This window comes from Aeromonas allosaccharophila (assembly GCF_016026615.1).
Classification (GTDB): domain Bacteria; phylum Pseudomonadota; class Gammaproteobacteria; order Enterobacterales; family Aeromonadaceae; genus Aeromonas; species Aeromonas allosaccharophila.
This window is the reverse complement of record NZ_CP065745.1, coordinates 1,271,788-1,291,353: the sequence shown is the minus strand read 5'-3', so window position 1 is coordinate 1,291,353 and position 19,566 is coordinate 1,271,788. Positions and strand designations below refer to the sequence as shown.

Genomic DNA, 19,566 nt, shown 5'->3' with positions numbered 1-19,566 from the left:
AGTGATAGAGCGATTAGAGTTACTCCAGTCAGCCAATGTGATCAGTAATGATGCATTAAAAGCATGTCTAGTAGTGATGGATGGTCTCCGTGAATGCTTTCCTGTCAGTGATGATAACGAGCAGTTCCAGATGATGATTGTTCATCTGGCTAGGGCATTTGATAGGATTAAATCCGGAGCGCCTATCGAGCAAGGTATGGACCCATCCCTGTTTGCTGAAGTGCAGGAAGATCCATTCTTTCATGAAATGGATGCTCTCAACCGAAAAATGCTCGATGCAATTGACCTTGCAACTACTCCTGATAGCGAGAAAACATTTATGTTGAGTAATCTTTTATCACTGCACTACTCATGTCAGGAGAACATGTAATGTCGATTAATCTCGATGGTTACACTTATTGCCATGAACATCTGCACATTGACCTCTCTTCGCAAAAACAGGATGACGACTGTCTTCTGAATAGCTACGAGCTGATCCGGGATGAACTTCTCGCACTCAAGAAATGTGGAGTAATCAACATTATTGAGATGACCAATCATTTTATGGGGAGAAATCCTCATTTTATTGAAAGTTTGATGCTGGATACCGGTATGAATGTACTTATGTCGACCGGTTATTACATTGAAGGATTTTTTCCAGAAAAGCTCTACCGTATGTCAGCTCGCGAGATCTGCGATGAGATGGTGCATGAAATTACGGTGGGCATTGATAAAAGTGCACTTAAAGCAAGTGTCATTGGGGAGATTGGTAGTAGCGAGAACACATTTACCGAAACTGAGCGAAAAGTATTCGAAGCTGCAGCTATGGCACATTATGAGACTGGCCGCCCAATCTCGACCCATCTTTCTATGAGTACCATGGCAAGAGAACAGGTGAAGTTATTCAAGTCGTATTCAGTCGAAATGGAAAGGATCACTATCGGTCATTGCGATCTTAAAAATAATCTAGATGACATCTTGTGGTTGATTGAACAGGGCTGTCATGTTCAGTTTGACACTATCGGCAAGAACAGTTACTTCCCTGATTCGTCGAGAATCAACATGCTGAAAGAATTGGCCAGCAGGAATTTGTTGGATAGAGTCATGCTGTCTATGGATATAACGAGAAAATCACACCTTAAAAAAAATGGAGGCCCTGGGTTTTGCTATCTGGTGGAAAGTTTTATTCCACAATTACTTGATTCAGGTATTAGCAAAGATCAAATAGAACAAATGTTACGTCTTACCCCTTACCACTTTTTTAAATGAGGCTGGATATAAAATGAAAAAAATAGGGATCGCTGGATTGCAACGTGAGCAGATAAAAGCTCAGATTGAGCAAGCTGCACCGGGGGAGTTCGAGTGTCATATTCTCAATGATATGGATGCCGCCATGAAGGTAAAGGCGGGAGTCCTGGATTATTACATCGGGTGCTGTAATACCGGTGCTGGGGCTGCACTCTCTATCGCTATCGCCATTATCGGTTATCCGAAAAGCTGCACCATTGCCAAACCTTCCATCAAGGCAAAGTCCGAAGAGGTGGAGAAATTTATTCAAGAGGGTAAGGTTGCATTTGGTCTTTCAGTGGAACATGTCGAACATGCCATTCCGTTATTAATTACCAAGCTTGCTGCCAATTGAGGGTACAAAAATGGACATTATGCAATTAGGGTTAGTCACTCTGTTGTGTGCCATGACAGCTCTGTTGGCCAATATGAGTGCATCGGTATTTCATGACGGGATCAGACCGATCCTGCCCCAAGTCGTCGAAGGAAATATGTCGCGGCGTGATGCGGGATCCGTGGCGTTTGGCTTGTCGATTGGTTTCGTCGCCTCAGTCGGTATTTCGTTTACGCTCTCCACTGGTCTTCTAAACCCTTGGCTGCTCTTTCTACCGACCGACATTCTTGGTGTGATGATGGCTCGGCGCTGGCAAGCCGCATTAGCTGGCGGTTTGTGGGGGATTTTGGTTGTTACCTCTCTTTCCGGTGTGAATGCGGTATTGACCGGATTGCCTGTCGATGCGGTTGGTGCATTGGGTGAATTGGGTACGCCAGTGATGACCGCTTTTGCACTGTTTCCGCTGCTAGCCATCTTTTATCAGTTCGGTTGGAAAGCCGGTGCTATTTCCGCTGCGGTTATTGTGCTGGCCCGGCTGGCCACGATGAAATTTACCACTATTTATCCTGAGTCCCTGCAAATCTTCGTAGGGATGATGATGCTGGTAGGAACTGCCATTTACAAAGACATCAACGATAAGAAAAATGGTATCGCGCCGCCCGATATGTCGGGTATGCACAGTTTGTTTGAAGAACGCACCAAGCGCATCATGAAAAACCTGCCGTTCCTGGCGGCAACCGGTGCGTTGGTCGCCGTGGTTGTCAACGCGGGCTATTTTGCTGGTTCCGAAGTGTCTATCTATCCACTGGCAGATGCATACAAGCTGACCGACCCTGTCGCGCAGCAGACGGCTATCAACCAGGTTGCCCTCTCCGAATTTATGCGCGGGCTTGGCTTTGTGCCCCTGATCGCCACAACGGCACTGGCCACTGGTGTATATGGTGTTGTCGGGATGACCTTTGTGTTTGTAGTTGGTTACCTCTCACCCAACGTACCGGTTGCGGCGGTGTTGGGTGCCTTGACTATTTGTGCGGAAGTATTCCTGCTACGTCGGATCGGCCATTTCCTGGAACAATTCCCATCTATTCGTAATGCATCGGATAATATCCGTAACTCGATGAACACGCTGATGGAATTTGCACTTCTTATTGGTGGTGTATTGGCGGTAATGAAAATGGGTGGAACCACCGGAATTACCATTTTCACTATTTTGTTCTTCCTCAATGAAGTGATGGGACGTCCTGTACTCAAGATCGCAGCTCCTGCTCTTGCGGCAATTTTAACTGGTGTTGCGCTCAATGTTTTCAATGTTGTCGGGCTTTTTAATATCTGATTCTAGGGTTCACCCGGTTTGACAGCCTGAAACCTATCGGGCCGGGTAAGCTATATATAAGGTGAGAAAAGATGTTTCTTGATGCATTGAAAAAACAAAATCCGAGATTTATAGAATGTGCAACTGAATTATTAAAATCCAACCAAGTGTTGCCTGATACTTATCTCATTGATGTCGACCAGTTTGTTGAAAATGCCAGAGTGATAAAGAAAACTGCTGATGAGTATGGGGTCACTCTCTATGCGATGACGAAGCAATTTGGACGTAATCCAATTTTAGCAAAATTGTTGGTCGATGAGTTAGGTTATGATGGTATTGTCTGTGTTGATTTTAAAGAGGCCCGCCATTTTTCAGCTCTGGGAATAAATGTTAGTCATGTCGGGCATTTGGTTCAACCACCAAGTGGGATAGTCCATGAATTGGTGAGTATTACCAAACCTGAGGTTATCACCGTTTATTCGATTGAAAAGGCCAAGGAGATTTCATCTGCCGCAGTTAACGCGAATGTAGTTCAAAAGATTATGGTCAAGTTTTATCAGCATGGTGACATTATCTATCCCAGTCAGGAATCTGGATTTCTGTTAAGTGAGCTGGATGAAGTTATTCAGTCATTATCTGCACTGCCAAATATTGCCGTAGAGGGGGTCACTCATTTCCCCAGTTTTCTCTATGATGAAGATAAAGATGTGACCGTTGCCACGCATAATTTCAGGACAACGATGACTGCCAAAGAGCAGGCTGAACGATTGGGTTGCCGGATATCACAGGTCAATGTTCCGTCTTCCACTAGTTGTGAAACGATACCTCTAATTGCTTCTCGAGGTGGGACACATGGCGAACCAGGACATGCTTTGACCGGGACTATTCCATCAAATCAGAATGGGATGCAGCCAGAAAAAATAGCGATGCTCTATTTGAGTGAGATATCTCATCAGCATAGCGGAAATAGTTATTGCTATGGTGGTGGATATTATCGGCGTGGACGTATTTGTGGTGCACTGGCAATGGACGGTTCAGATCCACACGGACGCTTCATGCCGTTTATGGCAGGTGATGATGGCAGCATCGATTATCACATCCAGTTGGCGGGAACGTGTCCCGTCGGAACACCCGTCATCATGGCTTTCCGCTCTCAGGTGTTTGTGACCCGGAGTGATGTTGCACTGGTTTCAGGGGTATCGACAGGGACCCCGAAAATTATCGGACTCTATGATTCGCAAGGGCGAGAGCTGTAAGGGAGGGATTATGGCAAGGTTTATTGTTGTCGTCCTAGATGGCTTTGGTATCGGCGAAATGCCTGATGTACAGACTGACCGACCACAAGATCACGGTGCTAATACAGCAAGAAAGCTCATTGAGCATTTTTCAGATAAACATCTGCCGACGTTGGCACGGCTTGGATTGCTGAATTCGGTCTACTCAGTCAACTCGGTGATGCAACGTAGTGAGACTGCAAACTGGGGTAAGTCAATGCTGGGCCACGAAGGGTGTGACACCTTTATGGGGCATCAGGAGATCATGGGGACCAAACCGAGATCACCGCTACAAGCACCCTTCAAGAGATATATCGACAAGATTGAGGCTGGATTGATTGCCGAAGGATACCAGGTAAACCGAATTTATCGGGATGCGCTTGCCCTGCTTGAGCAGGGCGAGATCGTGAACATTTTGTTAAAAATTAAAAATAGTTTTTTGCCTACAAAACAAATACTTATAGGCCTGTGATATGCAGTTAACTTTATAGTCAGGATCGCCTTCACACTTTTTAATCGTCACTGCACGTCATTTCAGCTCAAAAAATGCGCATGAAATCCAAAAAATGATAATTTCCATGATTTCCATAGTTAACAATTTGCTCACATCCTCACCCTGAAATTTGACCTGGTGATCCGGCTGTGATCTCATGCTCCTTTTCAGGAGTGCTCTCATGTCTATTGATGCCGTTTTCGCTCAGTTCTTCGACAATATTCACGACCCTCGCCAGCATGCCAAGATTTATTATCCCTTCTACGATGTCCTGTTTCTCACCGTCTGTGCCGTGATCGGCGGGGCTGAGGGCTGGGAAGATATTGAGGATTTCGGCGAGGTTCATCTTCCCTGGTTTCAATCCAAGGGACTGTTTAAAAACGGCATTCCTGTCCATGACACCATTGCCAGGATCATCTCCGGCATCAAACCAGAGCCGTTTCAGGCCGCCTTTGTGCGGTGGACTCAAGCCATTAACCAGCACACCGATGGCGCCCTGGTCGCTATCGATGGCAAAACCCTGCGCAGTTCCTATGACCGTGAGGATCGAACGTCGACCATTCACATGGTCAGTGCCTATGCCGCCGCCAATAAGCTGGTGCTCGGACAGATAAAAACCGACGCCAAGTCCAATGAAATTACCGCTATTCCCGAGTTGCTGGCGCTGCTCGACATCAAAGGCTGCCTGGTATCCATCGATGCGATGGGGTGCCAGACCGAGATCGCCGAGACCATCCTTCAGCAAGGTGGCGATTACTTATTGGCCGTCAAAGGCAACCAACCCAAGTTGTTCGAGGCGGTTCGACAGGCCCTCGCCCCGCTGGCGGCCACCCCGTTATGCGCAGAGACGATGACGCTTGAGAAGGCTCATGGCCGCATCGATGGTCGTGAGTACCATGTCATGGCGGCGGGCGAGTTGGCCGCCCAGTTTCCTCATTGGAAACAGTTGCACAGCATTGGCGTGGCCATCTCCTATCGCGTTGAAAATATGCAAAAAATTACCATAGAGCAGCGTTATTTCATCAGTTCCAAAGCGTTGGTGCAGGATGAGTTTGCGCGAGCGGTGCGTGGGCACTGGGCCATCGAAAATAGCCTGCACTGGGTGCTGGACGTCACGATGGGCGAGGATGATTGCCCGATTTATCGCGGTGATGCCGCAGAGATTTTGGCGTGCATCCGGCACATGGGGCTGAACATGCTCAGGGCCGAGACTTCACGCAAGGCGAGCGTAAGACGGAAGCAAAAAATCGCAGGAATGAGCAGTGAATATCTGGAAACGGTACTCAATGCGGGTCTCAAAAAACTGGGTGAAATTTAACAAAATGTTCACGCTCTCACCCTGCCTGCTTGAGGTCAACAACTGTGTATTGATCGGGGATAACCTCGAGGCTGAGTTGGGCCAAGTATATAACATCACAGCTAACCTGAATCTGATATCGTTCGATGACGTCATGAAGATTGGGAAAGTAGTCAGAAAATATAACGAGGCTGGCCGAAACATTGCTTTTGGTGGACTGGTGGATTCAATGGATGACATCTATTCAGCCATAGAAACAAAACCAGACAAAAACGGCAATGAAACATTTATTGGAGTCAATGCTCCCCGCTCTGGTGCCTATAACAACGGATTCAAGGTTATTCACCTTGGCTATGGAGTGGATTCATCGACACAAGTGCCACACTGTCTTAATCAGGTCGGAATCAAGACGTTCTTATATGGTAAGGTAGCCGATATCGTAGAGAATGAACACGGTGTCTCATATCCAGGAGTAGTTGACACCAATACGCTCTTCGATTTATTACAACGGGATGTGGTTAGGGAGGATAACGCATTTTTCTGCCTCAATGTTCAGGAAACGGATCTTTCCGGTCACCAGCAAAATGCAGAGCGTTACTGGAATACGCTTGAGAGGGCTGATGCTGGACTATCAAACATCATAGCAGTGATGTCCAGAAACGATATTCTGATTGTTATGGCCGATCATGGCAACGATCCCTTTATCGGCCATTCTCTTCATACTAGAGAAATGGTGCCAATATTGTTATTTAGCCATGAATTAAAGGGGGTTGAGTTAGGTGTTCGCGATACGCTATCTGATGTGGGGGCCAGTGTCGCCCATTTCTTTAATGCCCCCCTGCCAGAATTTGGATCACCAATAAGATTGGTGTTTGACGATATATAAGGCTATGGTTGTTTTTATTTTCACGCCTTACTGGGTATTTAGGTGAGATAAATCGATATTATCAATCAGGAGTTGCTCGATGAAACATGGATTAAGTCTTTCATTATTAGGTGGCATATTTGTTGCGACCACGGCATCTGCCTCAACTGGGGGAATGCAAGAGTTTCTCGATAGTCTCAGAAATTTCGAGTCGGGTATTAATCCGGCACTGAGTCAGTTTTACCTCGATAATCTGGATAACCCCGTTTATACCTACGCTAAGGTCACCAAGCCTGGTCGACTCGTCAGGGACTGCGCCACAGGGAGTATGGTGCAAGAGCCTACCACGATAAAGCAGTACTTTACCAAACTGGGTCTTGGCAGCATCTATAACGAAAATACCCCTCATGATCCGAGCATGTTCAAGTTGATGCAGTACAGCTCGATGAATGCGTGGGGCTTTGTCGGGTATCAGCTGGGTGAAGCGGTATTGATCGATGGAGGCTATTACAGCCCGCCGACAGTACAGATTGCAGGTAAGGAATACGACAGCTTTTATATGTTCGTGCCCGATTCGACCTGGAGCGGTTGTAAAACCGAGGCGCTGGCTGAAATCCCGGGATCAGGCGGTAATCAGGTGTACGTAACGGATATTAACCGTTGGCAAGGGCATTTTATCGGCAAGAACGGGGTCAACAATTTCACCGATTTCATCAAGCCCGATAAACAGGAGCTGGTGATCCGGGATGTCATGCACTTCAACTACAAGGTCATCAGCAAGCTACTACAAGATGCCAATATGACCTGGGCACAGGCCTTGTCGAAAAGCTGGACCGATACTGATGATAACGGGCAACAGGTAACGGTCAAGGCAACTATGTCCGGTATCCTGGCCGCAGCTCACTTGCGTGGGGCGTGGGGAACCGCTGAGCTGTTGACAAAAGACAAGATCACGTGTGACGAGCAGGGAACTTGTATCACCAAATATGTGCATAAGTTTGGCGGTTACAACACACTATTTGATGTGCCTGGTGACAGCGTCACCCAAGGCTCCCCTTACGATGAAGTACTGATGGCGGGGTGGGGGAATGACACTGTTATCTTGGGGGGCGGCAACAACCAGCTGCTGCTCAATGAGCAGAAGGGCTCTATCACCACGGTTACCGACTTTGTGATCGGCCAGGATAAGATCGTACTACGTGGCTGGTCCAGCGAATCACCTCTGGCGTCCATGGTGGTCACTCAGGGGAAAAATGGCACTGAAATCGATGTTTCTGGGCAAAAAATTATTTTGAACAACATCAATGCTGGCGATGTACTGGCCAATCCTTCACAAGTGATCATTCAGTCCATGGTGTACACGCTGGCGTGGAATTCAGGCAAGCAGGTCGTCGCCCAGTTTGACCCCAAGGTGGATCGTATCGAGGGTTCGTCGGGGATTGGGTTCAAACATCTCAAAGCTTATGAGACCAGCTCCTCGGTGGTGATTGGTCCCCAAGCCGATGACGGTGGCATTTATGCTTCGTATGAGCTGATGGGGTTGACGTTGGCCGACCTGTCGCCTGACATGTTCCTCAACGTGACCGGCAGCTTTGATCGTCTGGGCTTTATCGTGCCGCTTGATCACAAAACCTGGGGCTGGAATATGTCGCTGGTGGTGAACAGCTTCAATCCGCAAAAAACGGTGCTGACCGTTCCGAGCAATCAGCCAGTGCCATTTTCTGCTGTAAAGTTAACTCAAAATGGCGCCAACACCGAGCTGACCTTGCTCGAGCCGTTTGCCAAGGGTGACAAGAAGATCGTTATCCTGCGCAATACTGATGTGAAGAGTCTCTCCGCACAGAACTTCTCCGGCTTCAGCGGGCAGTACAAAGAGGTGACGATCGATGTTCCCGTGATGTTCGACATCCGTGCCAGTGTTGTCGGCACCGGTGGCACCATCTCTCCTGCACCGGATACCGCGGGTATCATTCAGGCAAAAGGGGGAAGTGCACTGACAGTCGCGTTTATTCCTAATCCCGGTTATCGGGTGAAGAGTATCACCGTTGATGGCGCGGCCCAGCCGGTGGCGAGCGCTTATACCTTCCCGAGCTTGGCGGCCAATCACCGCCTTGAAGTGAGCTTCGAGAAGGGCAGTGCCTGTCCGACCTCCTGGGACAGCACTCAGGTGTACAACACCGGTGACAAGGCGACCTATGTCGGCAACCTCTACGAGGCCAAGTGGTGGAACACAAATAGTCAGCCGGATCAGGGCGGTCCCTGGAAGCTGGTGGGCGCTTGTCAGTAAAGTGTGTGCTGACACGTTATAACCTAATGCGGTTGTTTCTTATCCAAAAATTCCCGAGCATTGCTCGGGAATTTTTCTTTTGAACACCCTCTCTTTACCCGTCGTTATTAACGCGTGGAGTCTGGTGAAATGCTTGGTAAAAGCAAATCCGCACTCTTGAGCTTGAAGGTACAGCCTTGCTGGATGAGCTCCTCCCGGTTGGACAGCACCAGCGGGTAGAGCAGGGGATGTTGTTGGTGTTCGCCGTTATAGCTCACTTGCATCCGTTCCAGTGCATAGTGCATCAAAGGGATACGCTGGCTGATCAGCAGCTTGCCATCTGGCATGGCGTAGTCGCTGGCGATGATGGCTCGCTGCCCTTGACTAAGACTTGGATTGGGAACGACAACAGCAGTTACCTGGGTGTTCCATTCCAGATCCTGATCCCGGCCGTGAGGGGAGGCATCCAGCAGATCCGGTTCGCCGCGAAAACGACTCATCACAAAGTCCAGATATTCCCTTTTCTTCTCGCAGTAGGCACGTACGTGCCAGCGGATCCCGTCATAGACCAGAGTGTGGGGCACGATATTGCGGCCGCTCTGCTCCTCTGAACTGAGGGATACGTAATCGACATCGACCCGTAACTGGCCGCGCGCCGCCTGCACTAAACCTCGCACGATTTTCGGGTCGATATGGCGGTTTGGCACATCCAGGATCTCGATATGGCCGTAGCGCAGATCCATCAGCGGCAGGGTCAACAGGCCCGCTTCATGTTGGCGCTGGTGCTGCTTTTCACGGTGTAGCAGCATCAGGTACTCATCTACTTTTCCCTCACTAAAGCGCGGCACAAAGTGTTCTGTGGGTTTGTATCCCTTCAGGCTTCTGTCATAGACCAACCCTTCCGGTGAGTAGTGGGTCAGGTAGTGGTTGATATCCCGTGACGCCTGTTGGCGACCGATATTGAAGGCGGTCATCAAATGATTAGTGGTCAGCCGTCCCTCCCACTGCAATACGATTTCCAGCAGACGAAAGCGCAGGGTTTGATCCCAGGTGAGCTCTTTGGGTGCCATACGTGCTCCAAAATGCGACATGTTTATGTAACCAGTATCGGCATGAGTATACAGGCTACATATAATGAGTCCATCGAAATGAGCGCCAAAGGAGCACGTTATGAACGGGAAGCTGGATAGTGCGTACAGCCATCATGCCGCGTGCCGGATGCAGCAGCGCGGTATTGCACCCGAGCTGGTGGATATGCTGCTGAACATCGGACGCTCTGCTTATCACCAGGGGCGCGAACTGGTTTATCTCGATCGCAAAGGAGTGGCCATGCTGCAAGCCGAGTACGGATTGCCAGCGGCATGTTGCCAGCGTCTGCGCCGTCACTATCTGGTCCTGCAAGACGGCGAGATTGTCACCGTCGGTCATAAAACCACTCACTTCAAACGCGATCGTCACTGAGGCGCTATGAACTCAAGTCTGTTATCAGGTCAGGCGGCCATGCCCCTGATCAAGGGGATCTATTGCCTGCTGTCAGCCGAGCGAGCTTGGGAGCTGACCGTTCTGCTTGCCAAAGGCACGTGTCACCAAGAGGGTGAGACTTCACCGTTGGCGGTGGTGACGGCATTGGCTATCCATGTCGAGCAACATCGGCTGGATTGCACATCACAGCCGATCTATCAGGGGCGTGAGCAACTGATGACCGGTGCAGCCGATTTGCTGGGGGAGGATGCCAGCTTTGAAGATCAGGATGCGTTTCGTCTGTTGGCGCTGCTACTCGACAAATTGCTGCGAGGAGGGCGCGGCAGCCGTCAGGCCAAGCTGGATGGACTCACGTCAAGCGTGATGGAGCAGCGGGCGCTGGCGGCCAGATCCCCGAATACCTGTGCCGTGGTGCGTGGCAGCTGGCGGCGCAAGTCTCGCAATCAGCTGGGCCATGCCAGCTGGCTGGATGTAGTGGAGGCAGCCCTCTGGTGCTTCTGGCATGGTGACGATTTGGCCAGCGGCGAAGTGCTACTCGGTGTGCTGCTCGGCAGGGATGAGCGGGTGCGGTTGGCCTATGGTCTGTTGACCGGTGCCTTCTATCTGTCAGATCGGGCGGATTGAAGAGTCAGGGCAGTCGTTACCCCGCCATCTTGCACGCGGTTAACCCGCCAGCTCAACCACCGGGTAACAGGCATCTCCCCACAGGGTATCGGGATGGGTCATCATCAACTCGATGATCAGCGGCACCAGCTTGCCGAGCAGGTTGGCACAATCCTTCAATTGTTTGCGATTGACCGAGCTGTTCCAGGTCGCACCGCCATGGATTAACTGGTTGCGCAAGGTATAGAGGCGGTTAAACACCACACCCAGCAACTGCGGGGTGTTGCCGCTGGTAAGCGCCAGGGTCGCCATCTTCTTGCCTTGTGCCAGCCGCTCTTTCCACTGGGTTTCGCTTATCTTGCCGCTGTGATAATCCCAGAAGCTTTGCAGCACAAACGGGGTGTCCAGCAGTATGCGGATACTGCCCGAGAACTCTTGCCAGACCAGCTGCTCGATATGCTGGTGTTCATCCAGGTCGCACAGTTTCTCCAGAAAGCCTTTGAAGGTCTCCTGTTCCGAGAGGCGACGATTGTCATCGATTTCAGTGGCATAAGCCACATTGAACGCAATCCAGAGAAAGATGAAGCGGCCATCTTCATCTTCGGCCATTTCGGCGCGTTGCAGCCAGCTTAATGCCCGATGGACCCGCAGGTTGAGGTTGCCGGGGGCGTGTTTACGCAGTGTGCGGTGGCGGGTTTTCAACTGTTCAAAATTCAACGATGGACTCCTTTTCAATCAGGTTCGGATGAATAGTTTGCACCAGTGACATCAAGGTCATCTGCGATAGGTGATCGGGATATCAGCATGGCGTTCTGGCCGTGGTGATGGTCACTTGCCAATCACATCTCTGATCTTTGCCATGGCCAGTTCCAACACCGACGCTGGCGAGCGTTCAAGTGGCGCATGATGACACTCGGGACAGGCCTCAAACCAGCTGTGGCCACGCACCATCACATCGCTCTTGGGAGCAACCGTCTTGTGCCAGCCGCACTTTGGGCAGCGAAAAGTGGAGGGGGGTGGTGCAATCGGCATGACATTCCTCAAACAAAGCTCCATTTCGGTCCACCTTACCACAGCGATGGGGCGATGAGTGCCGCGGGTCTCACAGATCTCTACTGGAATGTGGCCCCTGATTAACAACCCCTTGCGTACTATGACCACAGGTGTCTGGCGCCGAGTGTGTGGCCCCGCTTCAGTGGTGTACATGCAAAGAGAGCCTACAGCTGTTTATGCTGGTTTTGTGGCCTGTCAGCTTTATTTGGCAACTACCGGCATGACCCATCAGGTTTTGACAGATAGTTAGAGCAAGCACCGTCTATTATTTCGCGCCATGTGCTGGCGGCACGGTGCAAGGGAGGACTGACCGCCCGGGTCGAGCGCCACGGGGCTGAAATCGTTCATGGAGGTAACATGTCATCATTCACGTCTGCCAAGCCGGGTGCCACTGCCGATTTACTGGCCGGGATCACCGCTGCTGCCGTGGTCCTACCCAAGGCGATGGCCTATGCCACCGTGGCGGGGTTGCCGGTGGCGATCGGTCTTTATACAGCGTTTGTTCCCATGGTGCTTTACGCGCTGCTGGGCTCTTCCAGAGTACTCAGCGTCAGCTCGACCAGTACGCTGGCCATCCTGACCGCGACCCAGCTGGGAATCGTGGTACCGGATGGTGATCCCGACCGGCTGCTGACCGTCACGGCAACCCTGACCATGCTGGTCGGGATATTGCTGATGCTGGCGGCGGTGTTGCGGTTGGGGTTTGTCGCCAACTTTATCTCTTTGCCTGTGCTGGTCGGTTTCAAGGGGGGGATCGGGTTGGTGATCATTCTGGACCAGCTACCCAAACTGTTCGGCGTGCATATCCATAAAGAGAATTTTTTTGCCGATGTTTACCATCTGTTGCAGGCCTTGCCCCAGACCTCATGGTTGACGCTGGCCATCGCCCTGGTGACGTTGGCGGTGCTGGTGTTCATGGAGTGGCGTTTCCCGCACTCACCCGCGCCCTTGCTGGGAGTTGCCATCGGTATCGCGCTGGTATGGGGGTTGGGCCTGAACGAGCAGGGGGTGTCGATTGTCGGCACTATTCCTACCGGCCTGCCCGCGTTGAGATTGCCTGATCTGGCGCTGGTACTGCAACTGTTGCAAGGCGCCGCCGGGATAGCCTTGATGAGCTTTACCGAAACCATTGCTGCGGGCCGAGCCTTTGTCGGGGAGGGAGAGCCGGAGCTCAACCCGAACCGGGAGCTGGTTGCCACCGGGCTTGCCAATCTGGGTGGCACATTTTGTGGCAGTATGCCCGCCGGAGGGGGGACGTCCCAGACGGCCGTGGTGCGCTCTGTGGGTGGTGTCAGCCAGCGGGCGTCTGTCGTGACGGCGGCGATGGCATTGGCCACCATGCTGTTTCTGGCACCGCTGCTCTCCTGGCTGCCGCACGCCACGCTGGCCGTGGTGGTGATCGTCTATTCGGTGGGTCTGATCCAGCCGGGTGAATTTCGCAAGATTGGCCAGATCAGAATGATGGAGTTTCGCTGGGCGATCATCGCCTGCCTGGGGGTACTGATTTTTGGCACCCTGCAGGGAATTGTGGTGGCCATCCTGGCCTCACTGCTGGGCTTGGCGAGCCAGACGGCCCAGCCCCGGGTCTATGTGATCGGGCGCAAACCCGGAGAGGATGTCTTGCGCCCCTTGTCGGAGCGTCATCCCGATGATGAGACCTTTACGGGGCTGCTCATCCTTCGTCCGGAGGGGCGCCTCTTTTTCATCAATGTGCAGCATGTCGCGGCCCGGATCCGGCAGTTGATCGCACAGCATCAGCCCCGGGTGGTGGTACTGGACATGAGTCGCGTCACTGATGTGGAGTATTCGGCACTGATGATGCTGGTGGAGGGAGATCAGCATGCGCGGCTCAAGGGGGGTGAGCTCTGGCTGGGCTCAATCCCGAGGTGCTGGAAAATGTCCGCCGCTGTGGTCTGGCCCGGCAGTTGGGAGAGACGCGTCTGTTATTTAATGCCAGAGCGGCGATCCGTCAGTATCAGCAACAATGGTCAGGGGAGCAGGGGGAGCGTTAGCTCCCCCGACGGGCTCAGAATAGTTCCGGAATATAGCGAAATGGATGATCGGCCGGTTTTATCTTGCCGATCTTGCGCTTTGGCAACTTGATGGGCGCGCTTGGCAATGCCTCATAAGGGACGTGGGCGAGCAGGTGAGAAATGATATTGAGCCGCACCCGCTTCTTGTCTTCAGAGCGGGCTACAAACCAGGGCGCCCAGGCGGTGTCGGTGGCTGCAAACATGGCATCTCGTGCCTGGGTGTACTCATCCCAGCGATCAAACGATTTGATATCCATGGGGGAGAGCTTCCAGATCTTGCGTCCATCATCGATCCGGTCTCGCAGGCGACGCTCCTGTTCGGCAGGGCTGACCTCCAGCCAGTATTTGAGCAGTATGATGCCCGAATCGACCATGGCCCGCTCGACCAGCGGGGTGCCAGCCAGGAACTTGTCGCTGGCCTCCGGGCTGCAGAATCCCATCACGCGCTCAACACCGGCCCGGTTGTACCAGCTGCGATCGAAGATCACGATCTCCCCCGCGGCCGGCAGATGGGGAATGTAACGCTGAAAATAGAGCTGGCTCTTCTCCCGCTCAGTGGGGGCGGGCAGCGCGATCACCCGGAACACCCTGGGGCTGACCCGTTCGGTGAGCGCCTTGATGGTTCCCCCCTTGCCTGCGCCATCACGGCCCTCAAAGACGATGCAGACCTTGAGCCCCTTGTGTACCACCCACTGCTGCAGTTTCACCAGCTCGGCATGCAGGCGCCGCAACTCCTTCTCGTATGCCTTGTTGCCAAGCGGTTCCTTGTCTGTGGTCGGATCCGATGGCGCTGATTTTGATTTCTTGTGGCTCATGATCGTCATCCCTGGTGAGTTGTTGTTGCCGCCTGTTGTCGGGCCGCTTGCGCTAACCCGTTGTTCAGCATGCTTTTAACAGTAGTTGAGCACGCGTTCCAACGCGATGTATTGATGGCCGGTTATGGTGGTGTCATGCAGCGTTGTCAGCTGGCTGCCGGAGCCAGCGATCCCTCTACCCACGGGTGCCCCATGCCTTCTGGTTATAAGGGGTATAACAAGCGCGTGACAGCACGAGCCTTTAGACTGCACACCTCAAAACAACAATTTTTCAGGTGGTGCAGTTATGGTGATTACTCAGGGTCCACAGTTCAACGGCAAGGCATCCAAGCGGATGCACGTGATGGCCAAACCGATCGGGGCCGTGTGTAACATCGACTGCACTTACTGCTACTACCTCAGCAAGCAGGATCTGTTGCAATACAAGAAGGGGTGCTCTCCCGAGATGGACGAGCAGACCCTTGAGACCTATATCCGCCAATATATCGAGGGGCAGAATACCCCCGAGATCATCTTCTCCTGGCAGGGGGGCGAGCCGACCCTGCTCGGGCTCGACTATTTTCGCAAGGTGGTCGAGTTGCAGCGCAAATACCAGCCGCAAGGGGTGGTGATCGCCAACGATCTGCAGACCAACGGCATCCTGCTCAACGACGAGTGGTGCGAGTTTCTGGCAGCCAACAACTTCCTCATTGGCCTGAGCATCGATGGCCCCGAGCTGCTGCACAACGCCTATCGGGTCAACCGCGCCGGCCGTGGCACCTTCAAGCAGGTGATGGCGGCGGTGGCGCTGTTGCACAAGTACAAGGTGAAGTTTGCCACCCTGACTTGCGTCAACAACCTCACCAGCAAGAATGCGCTGGAGGTCTATCGCTTCCTGCGCGACGAGGTGAAGTCGCCCCAGATGCAGTTTATCCCCATCGTCGAGCAGAAGAGCTTTCGCACCACCGCGCCCCAGACCTGGCAGCAGCAGGAGCAGCTCCGGCAGGGGGACAAGCGCCTCAATCCGTGGCACAAGAACTCGGTGGTCGAGCCCTGGTGCGTCTCGGCCGAAGGGTGGGGGGATTTTCTCATCACTATTTTCAACGAGTGGGCAGAGCGGGATCTGGGGCGGGTCTTCGTGCAATATTTCGAGGCGTGTGTCGAGACCTGGATGGGACGCAAGAACCCCCTCTGTACCCTGGGGGAGATCTGCGGCAAGGGGCTGGCAATGGAGCCCAACGGCGATGTGTTCGCCTGCGACCACTATGTCTATCCCAAGTACAAGATCGGCAATATCCACCATCAGCCGCTCAGCGAGCTGGCCTACTCCCCCGATCAGCAAGCGTTCGGCTTTGCCAAGTCACGAAGTCTGACCCGTCAGTGCCAGCAGTGTGACTACCAGTTTGCCTGCTATGGCGAGTGCCCGAAGAACCGCTTTATCCGCACTGACGAGGGGGAGGCGGGTCTGAACTACCTCTGCGCAGGATGGCACAAGTTCTTCAACCACATCGATCAGTCGATGGCCTATATCCTGCGCCGCGCCGGTTATCCGGTGGCGCATGGCAAATACCGCGATGCGGTGATCAACAAGCCGCTGGTGAAATAAGGGGTGAATATGTTGAAGATGCGTGATGGCCGTCGTCCGTTGGCGGGGGCGGTGCGCCCCCTGTGGTTGGCCCTTGGGCTGGTCTGTGCGGGTCATGTGCTAGCGGCCGAGCCGTCGGCTGCGGTGGTGCAGACGCCCCCGGTGGTCGCACAATCTGCGGCGGCGCCCTCGGCAGCACAGATCTCGGCAGCGCAGATCCAGCAGTGGGCCTATAGTGCCCAGGATATCTCCCTGCCAGCGGTGGAACGGGCCGATGCCCTGCGCCAGCTGGCTGCTTACCCGAACCAAAACAGTCTGGTGGCGGTGGCCAGAAGCCTGCGTGATGAGAATGCATTGGTGCGCGAAGCGGCGGTGATTGCCGCAGATCCTTATCAGTTTGCGCACCGCTGGCGGCTGCTCTCGCCGCTGCTCACAGACAGCAGTGCCGAGGTGCGTCGCGTGGCCACCCTCAATCTGGCGCGCGATTATGGCGCCATGGATGAGGGCCAACTGCGCGCCATGCGCCAGCCGCTGGCGGAGGTGAGCGATTATCTCGCCAAACAGCCGGATCCAGCGTTGAAACAGTTGCAGGCAGATCTCTATCGCTGGACCCGCCAATGGGCCAAGGCGCAGGCGGGCTACGAACAGTTGCTTGCCAATCAGCCCGACAATCCCCAGCTCTGGCTTGGCCTCTCTGACAACTTGCGGGCCCAGCAACGGGATACCGAGGCGCTGGCTGTGCTCGACAAAGGGCTCACCGCGCTGCCGGAGAATGCCAGCCTCCATTACGCCAAGGCGCTGACGCAAGTCCGGCTCGGCGATAAAACAGCCGCTGCGGCGACCATGGAGCAGGCGGCGGAGCTCGCTGGCACTAACAGCTACTTCTGGTATCTCAACGGAGTGCTGCAAGAGCCGCTGGATCTCGACAAGGCCACCGGTTCGTTCGAGTTGGCCTACCGGATCTCCGGTGCGCCGGAGCAGCTCTATGCGGTGTGCGATATCTATCTGCGCCACGCTCACCCCAAGAGTGATGCCTGCATGAGCGAACTTGGCAAGATAGCGCCCCCCGAGGTGCTGGCCGAGCTTAACGGCAAGCGCTCGGGCCAAGCGGGCAATCCTTCGGTTTTGGCTGGCCAATAACGGCTGCGCTCTCTTTTACTGCACAGGTCAGATGATGAACTACACGCCATTCAAACTTGCGATTCCCTTGCTGGCCACCACCCTGCTGGTGGCGGGCTGTACCCTCTGGCACCATGCCAACAAGCCGATCCATCCGCTGCAGCAGAAGATTGAAGCGGACATGGTGTTGGTGGAAGGAGGCCGTTTCGAGATGGGTTCAGAAGAACCGGGCGCCAAACCTGCTGACGGGCCGGTACACACGGTGGCGGTCAACAGCTTCTACATGGCCAAATTCGAGGTGACCCAGGCCCTGTTCGAAGCGGTGATGGGGCCCTCCATCAGCTACTTCCAGTCACCCAGCGTACCGGTCAACAACCTCAGCTGGCAGCAGGCCAATCTGTTTGTGACGCGGCTTAACGCGTTGACCGGTGGCACTTACCGTCTGCCCACCGAGGCGGAGTGGGAGTATGCCGCCAGGGGGGGCAAGCTCAGTCGGGGTTATCGTTATAGCGGCTCCGATCAGATTGACGAGGTGGCCTGGTATAGCGACAACGCCAAGAACCGCGCCTATCCGGTGGGGCTGAAAAAGCCCAACGAGCTGGGGATCTACGACATGACCGGCAATGTGGGGGAGTTTGTGGTCGATGCCTTTGAAGAGACCTTCTACCGCCACAGCCCGCAAGATAACCCGAACAACGCTCAGGAGAGCAAGATCCACCTCGCCCATAAGTCGGTGCGAGGGGGCAGTTACTCCTACGAGGCAGAGCTTTGCGAGAACTACCGGCGCGATTTTGCCAGCCAGTCGGTGATGATGGCTGACATGGGGCTGCGCCTGGTGCGTGATGCCCGCTAGGGCTGTTCGATGGAGGGGGTCAGCCCCAGCTCGCTGACCACCTCGAACAGCTGCTGGCGCAACCAGCGGTGGCCCGCCTCGGCCGTCCGGCTCGGGTGCCAGATGGCCGACAGACTGAACACCGACTCATCAAATGGAAAGGGGAGTACCCGCACGTCATAGATGCCGGCAAAGGTCTCTATGGTGGAGTGGGGCAATACCCCGATGATCTCGCTGCGCGCAATGATGGGCAGCATCTCCATGGCGCTCGGTACCCGTACCACGATATTTCGATTGGCCATTTGCGGCAGGTGTTCGGCGGTGATCATGCTGCCCCGTACCTGCCACTGGGCCAGCGCCACATGCTCCTCGGTAAAATACGCCTCCACCGTCAGGTCGCTGCCCAGTCGCGGGTGGTCGCTGGCGCACACCACCTTCACCTGCTCTGCATAGAGCACCTCGCTCTTGAGCATGCTGCGCCCGCTCTGGGTCATGTCAATGATGAGGTCATAGCGCTGCATCCGCAGATCGCTCTCCATATCTTCGGTAAAGAGGGGATGTACCTCCAGCGCGATGCCGGGAGCCTGCTCGCGGATCTTGCACAGCAGGGCCGGGATCAGCCGGGCGCTGACCAGGGTGATGCAGGCAATGGAGAAGACCCGCTGGGAGGTGCGCGGGTTGAACGCTCGGGAGGTGGAGAGGGTCGAGCTGAAGTTCTTCAGCGCCGCCGCCATGGCCGGATAGATGTCGATGGCAAAGGAGGTGGGCTCCATCCCCGCGACCTTGCGGTGAAACAGGGGATCGTCGTAGATCTCCCGCAGCCGTTTGAGGGCCTTGCTGACGGCGGGCTGACTGATCTCCATGCGCGTCGCCGCCCGCGAGAGGCTGCGCTCTTCATAGATGGCGACAAAGATCGGGATGAGATTCAGCTCGGTACTGCGGATATCAAGCAAAGGGG

The 19,566-nt window shown here is 53.9% G+C and carries 19 protein-coding genes; 15 read left to right on the top strand and 4 right to left on the bottom strand.

Annotated elements, in window-relative coordinates; translation table 11 throughout:
- The first annotated feature begins 1 nt into the window (after position 1).
- The 9 genes from I6G90_RS05670 to I6G90_RS05630 all read left to right on the top strand — a co-directional run bounded on the left by I6G90_RS05670 (position 2) and on the right by I6G90_RS05630 (position 9,128).
- Entirely contained in the window at positions 2-370 is a 369-nt protein-coding gene (locus tag I6G90_RS05670; protein ID WP_197930169.1) for a hypothetical protein, read from the top strand.
- Complete coding sequence (locus I6G90_RS05665; protein ID WP_197930167.1) at positions 370-1,248, top strand: phosphotriesterase family protein; 879 nt, start codon at positions 370-372, stop codon at positions 1,246-1,248. Before I6G90_RS05670 ends, I6G90_RS05665 begins: the two co-directional genes overlap by 1 nt.
- A gap of 13 nt (positions 1,249-1,261) precedes the next feature.
- Positions 1,262-1,621, top strand: coding sequence for a DUF2620 domain-containing protein (locus I6G90_RS05660; protein WP_029303224.1), 360 nt, complete (start codon positions 1,262-1,264; stop codon positions 1,619-1,621).
- Positions 1,622-1,631: 10 nt separating this feature from the next.
- Complete coding sequence (locus I6G90_RS05655; protein WP_197930165.1) at positions 1,632-2,933, top strand: YhfT family protein; 1,302 nt, start codon at positions 1,632-1,634, stop codon at positions 2,931-2,933.
- 71 nt (positions 2,934-3,004) lie between these two features.
- Entirely contained in the window at positions 3,005-4,168 is a 1,164-nt protein-coding gene (locus I6G90_RS05650; RefSeq protein ID WP_197930163.1) for an alanine racemase, read from the top strand.
- A 10-nt stretch (positions 4,169-4,178) separates the two neighbouring features.
- Complete coding sequence (locus tag I6G90_RS05645; protein ID WP_197930161.1) at positions 4,179-4,658, top strand: alkaline phosphatase family protein; 480 nt, start codon at positions 4,179-4,181, stop codon at positions 4,656-4,658.
- A gap of 202 nt (positions 4,659-4,860) precedes the next feature.
- A complete protein-coding gene (locus I6G90_RS05640) occupies positions 4,861-5,997 on the top strand; it encodes an ISAs1-like element ISAs12 family transposase (RefSeq protein ID WP_021141311.1) in 1,137 nt (378 codons plus the stop codon).
- On the top strand, positions 5,942-6,862 hold the full coding sequence (locus tag I6G90_RS05635; RefSeq protein WP_197930159.1) for a phosphopentomutase: 921 nt from the start codon (positions 5,942-5,944) through the stop codon (positions 6,860-6,862). The genes I6G90_RS05640 and I6G90_RS05635 overlap by 56 nt, the downstream gene beginning before the upstream one ends.
- Positions 6,863-6,941: 79 nt before the next feature.
- On the top strand, positions 6,942-9,128 hold the full coding sequence (locus I6G90_RS05630) for a carbohydrate-binding protein (RefSeq protein WP_197930156.1): 2,187 nt from the start codon (positions 6,942-6,944) through the stop codon (positions 9,126-9,128).
- Between the two features lie 107 nt (positions 9,129-9,235).
- On the opposite strand, the gene I6G90_RS05625 is transcribed toward I6G90_RS05630, so the two are convergent.
- Positions 9,236-10,177 (bottom strand): WYL domain-containing protein, encoded by a 942-nt coding sequence (locus I6G90_RS05625; protein WP_197930154.1) that lies wholly within the window; start codon positions 10,175-10,177, stop codon positions 9,236-9,238.
- 100 nt (positions 10,178-10,277) lie between these two features.
- On the opposite strand from I6G90_RS05625, the gene I6G90_RS05620 reads away from it, so the two are divergent.
- Together I6G90_RS05620 and I6G90_RS21285 are read left to right on the top strand one after the other, a co-directional pair.
- On the top strand, positions 10,278-10,568 hold the full coding sequence (locus I6G90_RS05620) for a DUF4258 domain-containing protein (RefSeq protein ID WP_111806901.1): 291 nt from the start codon (positions 10,278-10,280) through the stop codon (positions 10,566-10,568).
- Positions 10,569-10,574: 6 nt separating this feature from the next.
- Positions 10,575-11,213: an ADP-ribosylglycohydrolase gene (locus tag I6G90_RS21285; RefSeq protein WP_232254418.1), complete on the top strand. Its 639-nt coding sequence runs from the start codon at positions 10,575-10,577 to the stop codon at positions 11,211-11,213.
- A gap of 39 nt (positions 11,214-11,252) precedes the next feature.
- Here the strand turns inward: I6G90_RS21285 and I6G90_RS05610 are convergent, their stop codons facing one another.
- The gene (locus tag I6G90_RS05610; protein WP_197930152.1) at positions 11,253-11,909 is read right to left on the bottom strand and encodes a HEPN domain-containing protein; all 657 of its coding nucleotides are present in this window, start codon (positions 11,907-11,909) and stop codon (positions 11,253-11,255) included.
- Between the two features lie 693 nt (positions 11,910-12,602).
- Here I6G90_RS05610 and I6G90_RS05605 point away from each other — a divergent pair.
- Complete coding sequence (locus I6G90_RS05605; RefSeq protein ID WP_232254417.1) at positions 12,603-14,348, top strand: SulP family inorganic anion transporter; 1,746 nt, start codon at positions 12,603-12,605, stop codon at positions 14,346-14,348.
- Here I6G90_RS05605 and ppk2 read toward each other — a convergent pair.
- Entirely contained in the window at positions 14,272-15,093 is an 822-nt protein-coding gene (gene ppk2 / locus I6G90_RS05600) for a polyphosphate kinase 2 (protein WP_197930150.1), read from the bottom strand. The genes I6G90_RS05605 and ppk2 overlap by 77 nt on opposite strands.
- 286 nt (positions 15,094-15,379) lie before the next feature.
- Between ppk2 and I6G90_RS05595 the strand changes: the two genes are divergently transcribed.
- From I6G90_RS05595 to I6G90_RS05585, 3 genes are read left to right on the top strand one after another with little or no spacing between them, the layout of a single operon-like run.
- Positions 15,380-16,678, top strand: a complete 1,299-nt coding sequence (locus I6G90_RS05595; RefSeq protein ID WP_197930148.1) for an anaerobic sulfatase maturase — start codon at positions 15,380-15,382, stop codon at positions 16,676-16,678.
- Positions 16,679-16,687: 9 nt separating this feature from the next.
- The gene (locus I6G90_RS05590; RefSeq protein WP_197930146.1) at positions 16,688-17,797 is read left to right on the top strand and encodes a tetratricopeptide repeat protein; all 1,110 of its coding nucleotides are present in this window, start codon (positions 16,688-16,690) and stop codon (positions 17,795-17,797) included.
- A 34-nt stretch (positions 17,798-17,831) separates the two neighbouring features.
- The gene (locus tag I6G90_RS05585; protein ID WP_197930144.1) at positions 17,832-18,629 is read left to right on the top strand and encodes a formylglycine-generating enzyme family protein; all 798 of its coding nucleotides are present in this window, start codon (positions 17,832-17,834) and stop codon (positions 18,627-18,629) included.
- Here I6G90_RS05585 and I6G90_RS05580 read toward each other — a convergent pair.
- Positions 18,626-19,561, bottom strand: a complete 936-nt coding sequence (locus I6G90_RS05580; protein ID WP_197930134.1) for a LysR family transcriptional regulator — start codon at positions 19,559-19,561, stop codon at positions 18,626-18,628. The two genes, I6G90_RS05585 and I6G90_RS05580, sit on opposite strands and share 4 nt — an antisense overlap.
- Positions 19,562-19,566: the final 5 nt, after the last annotated feature.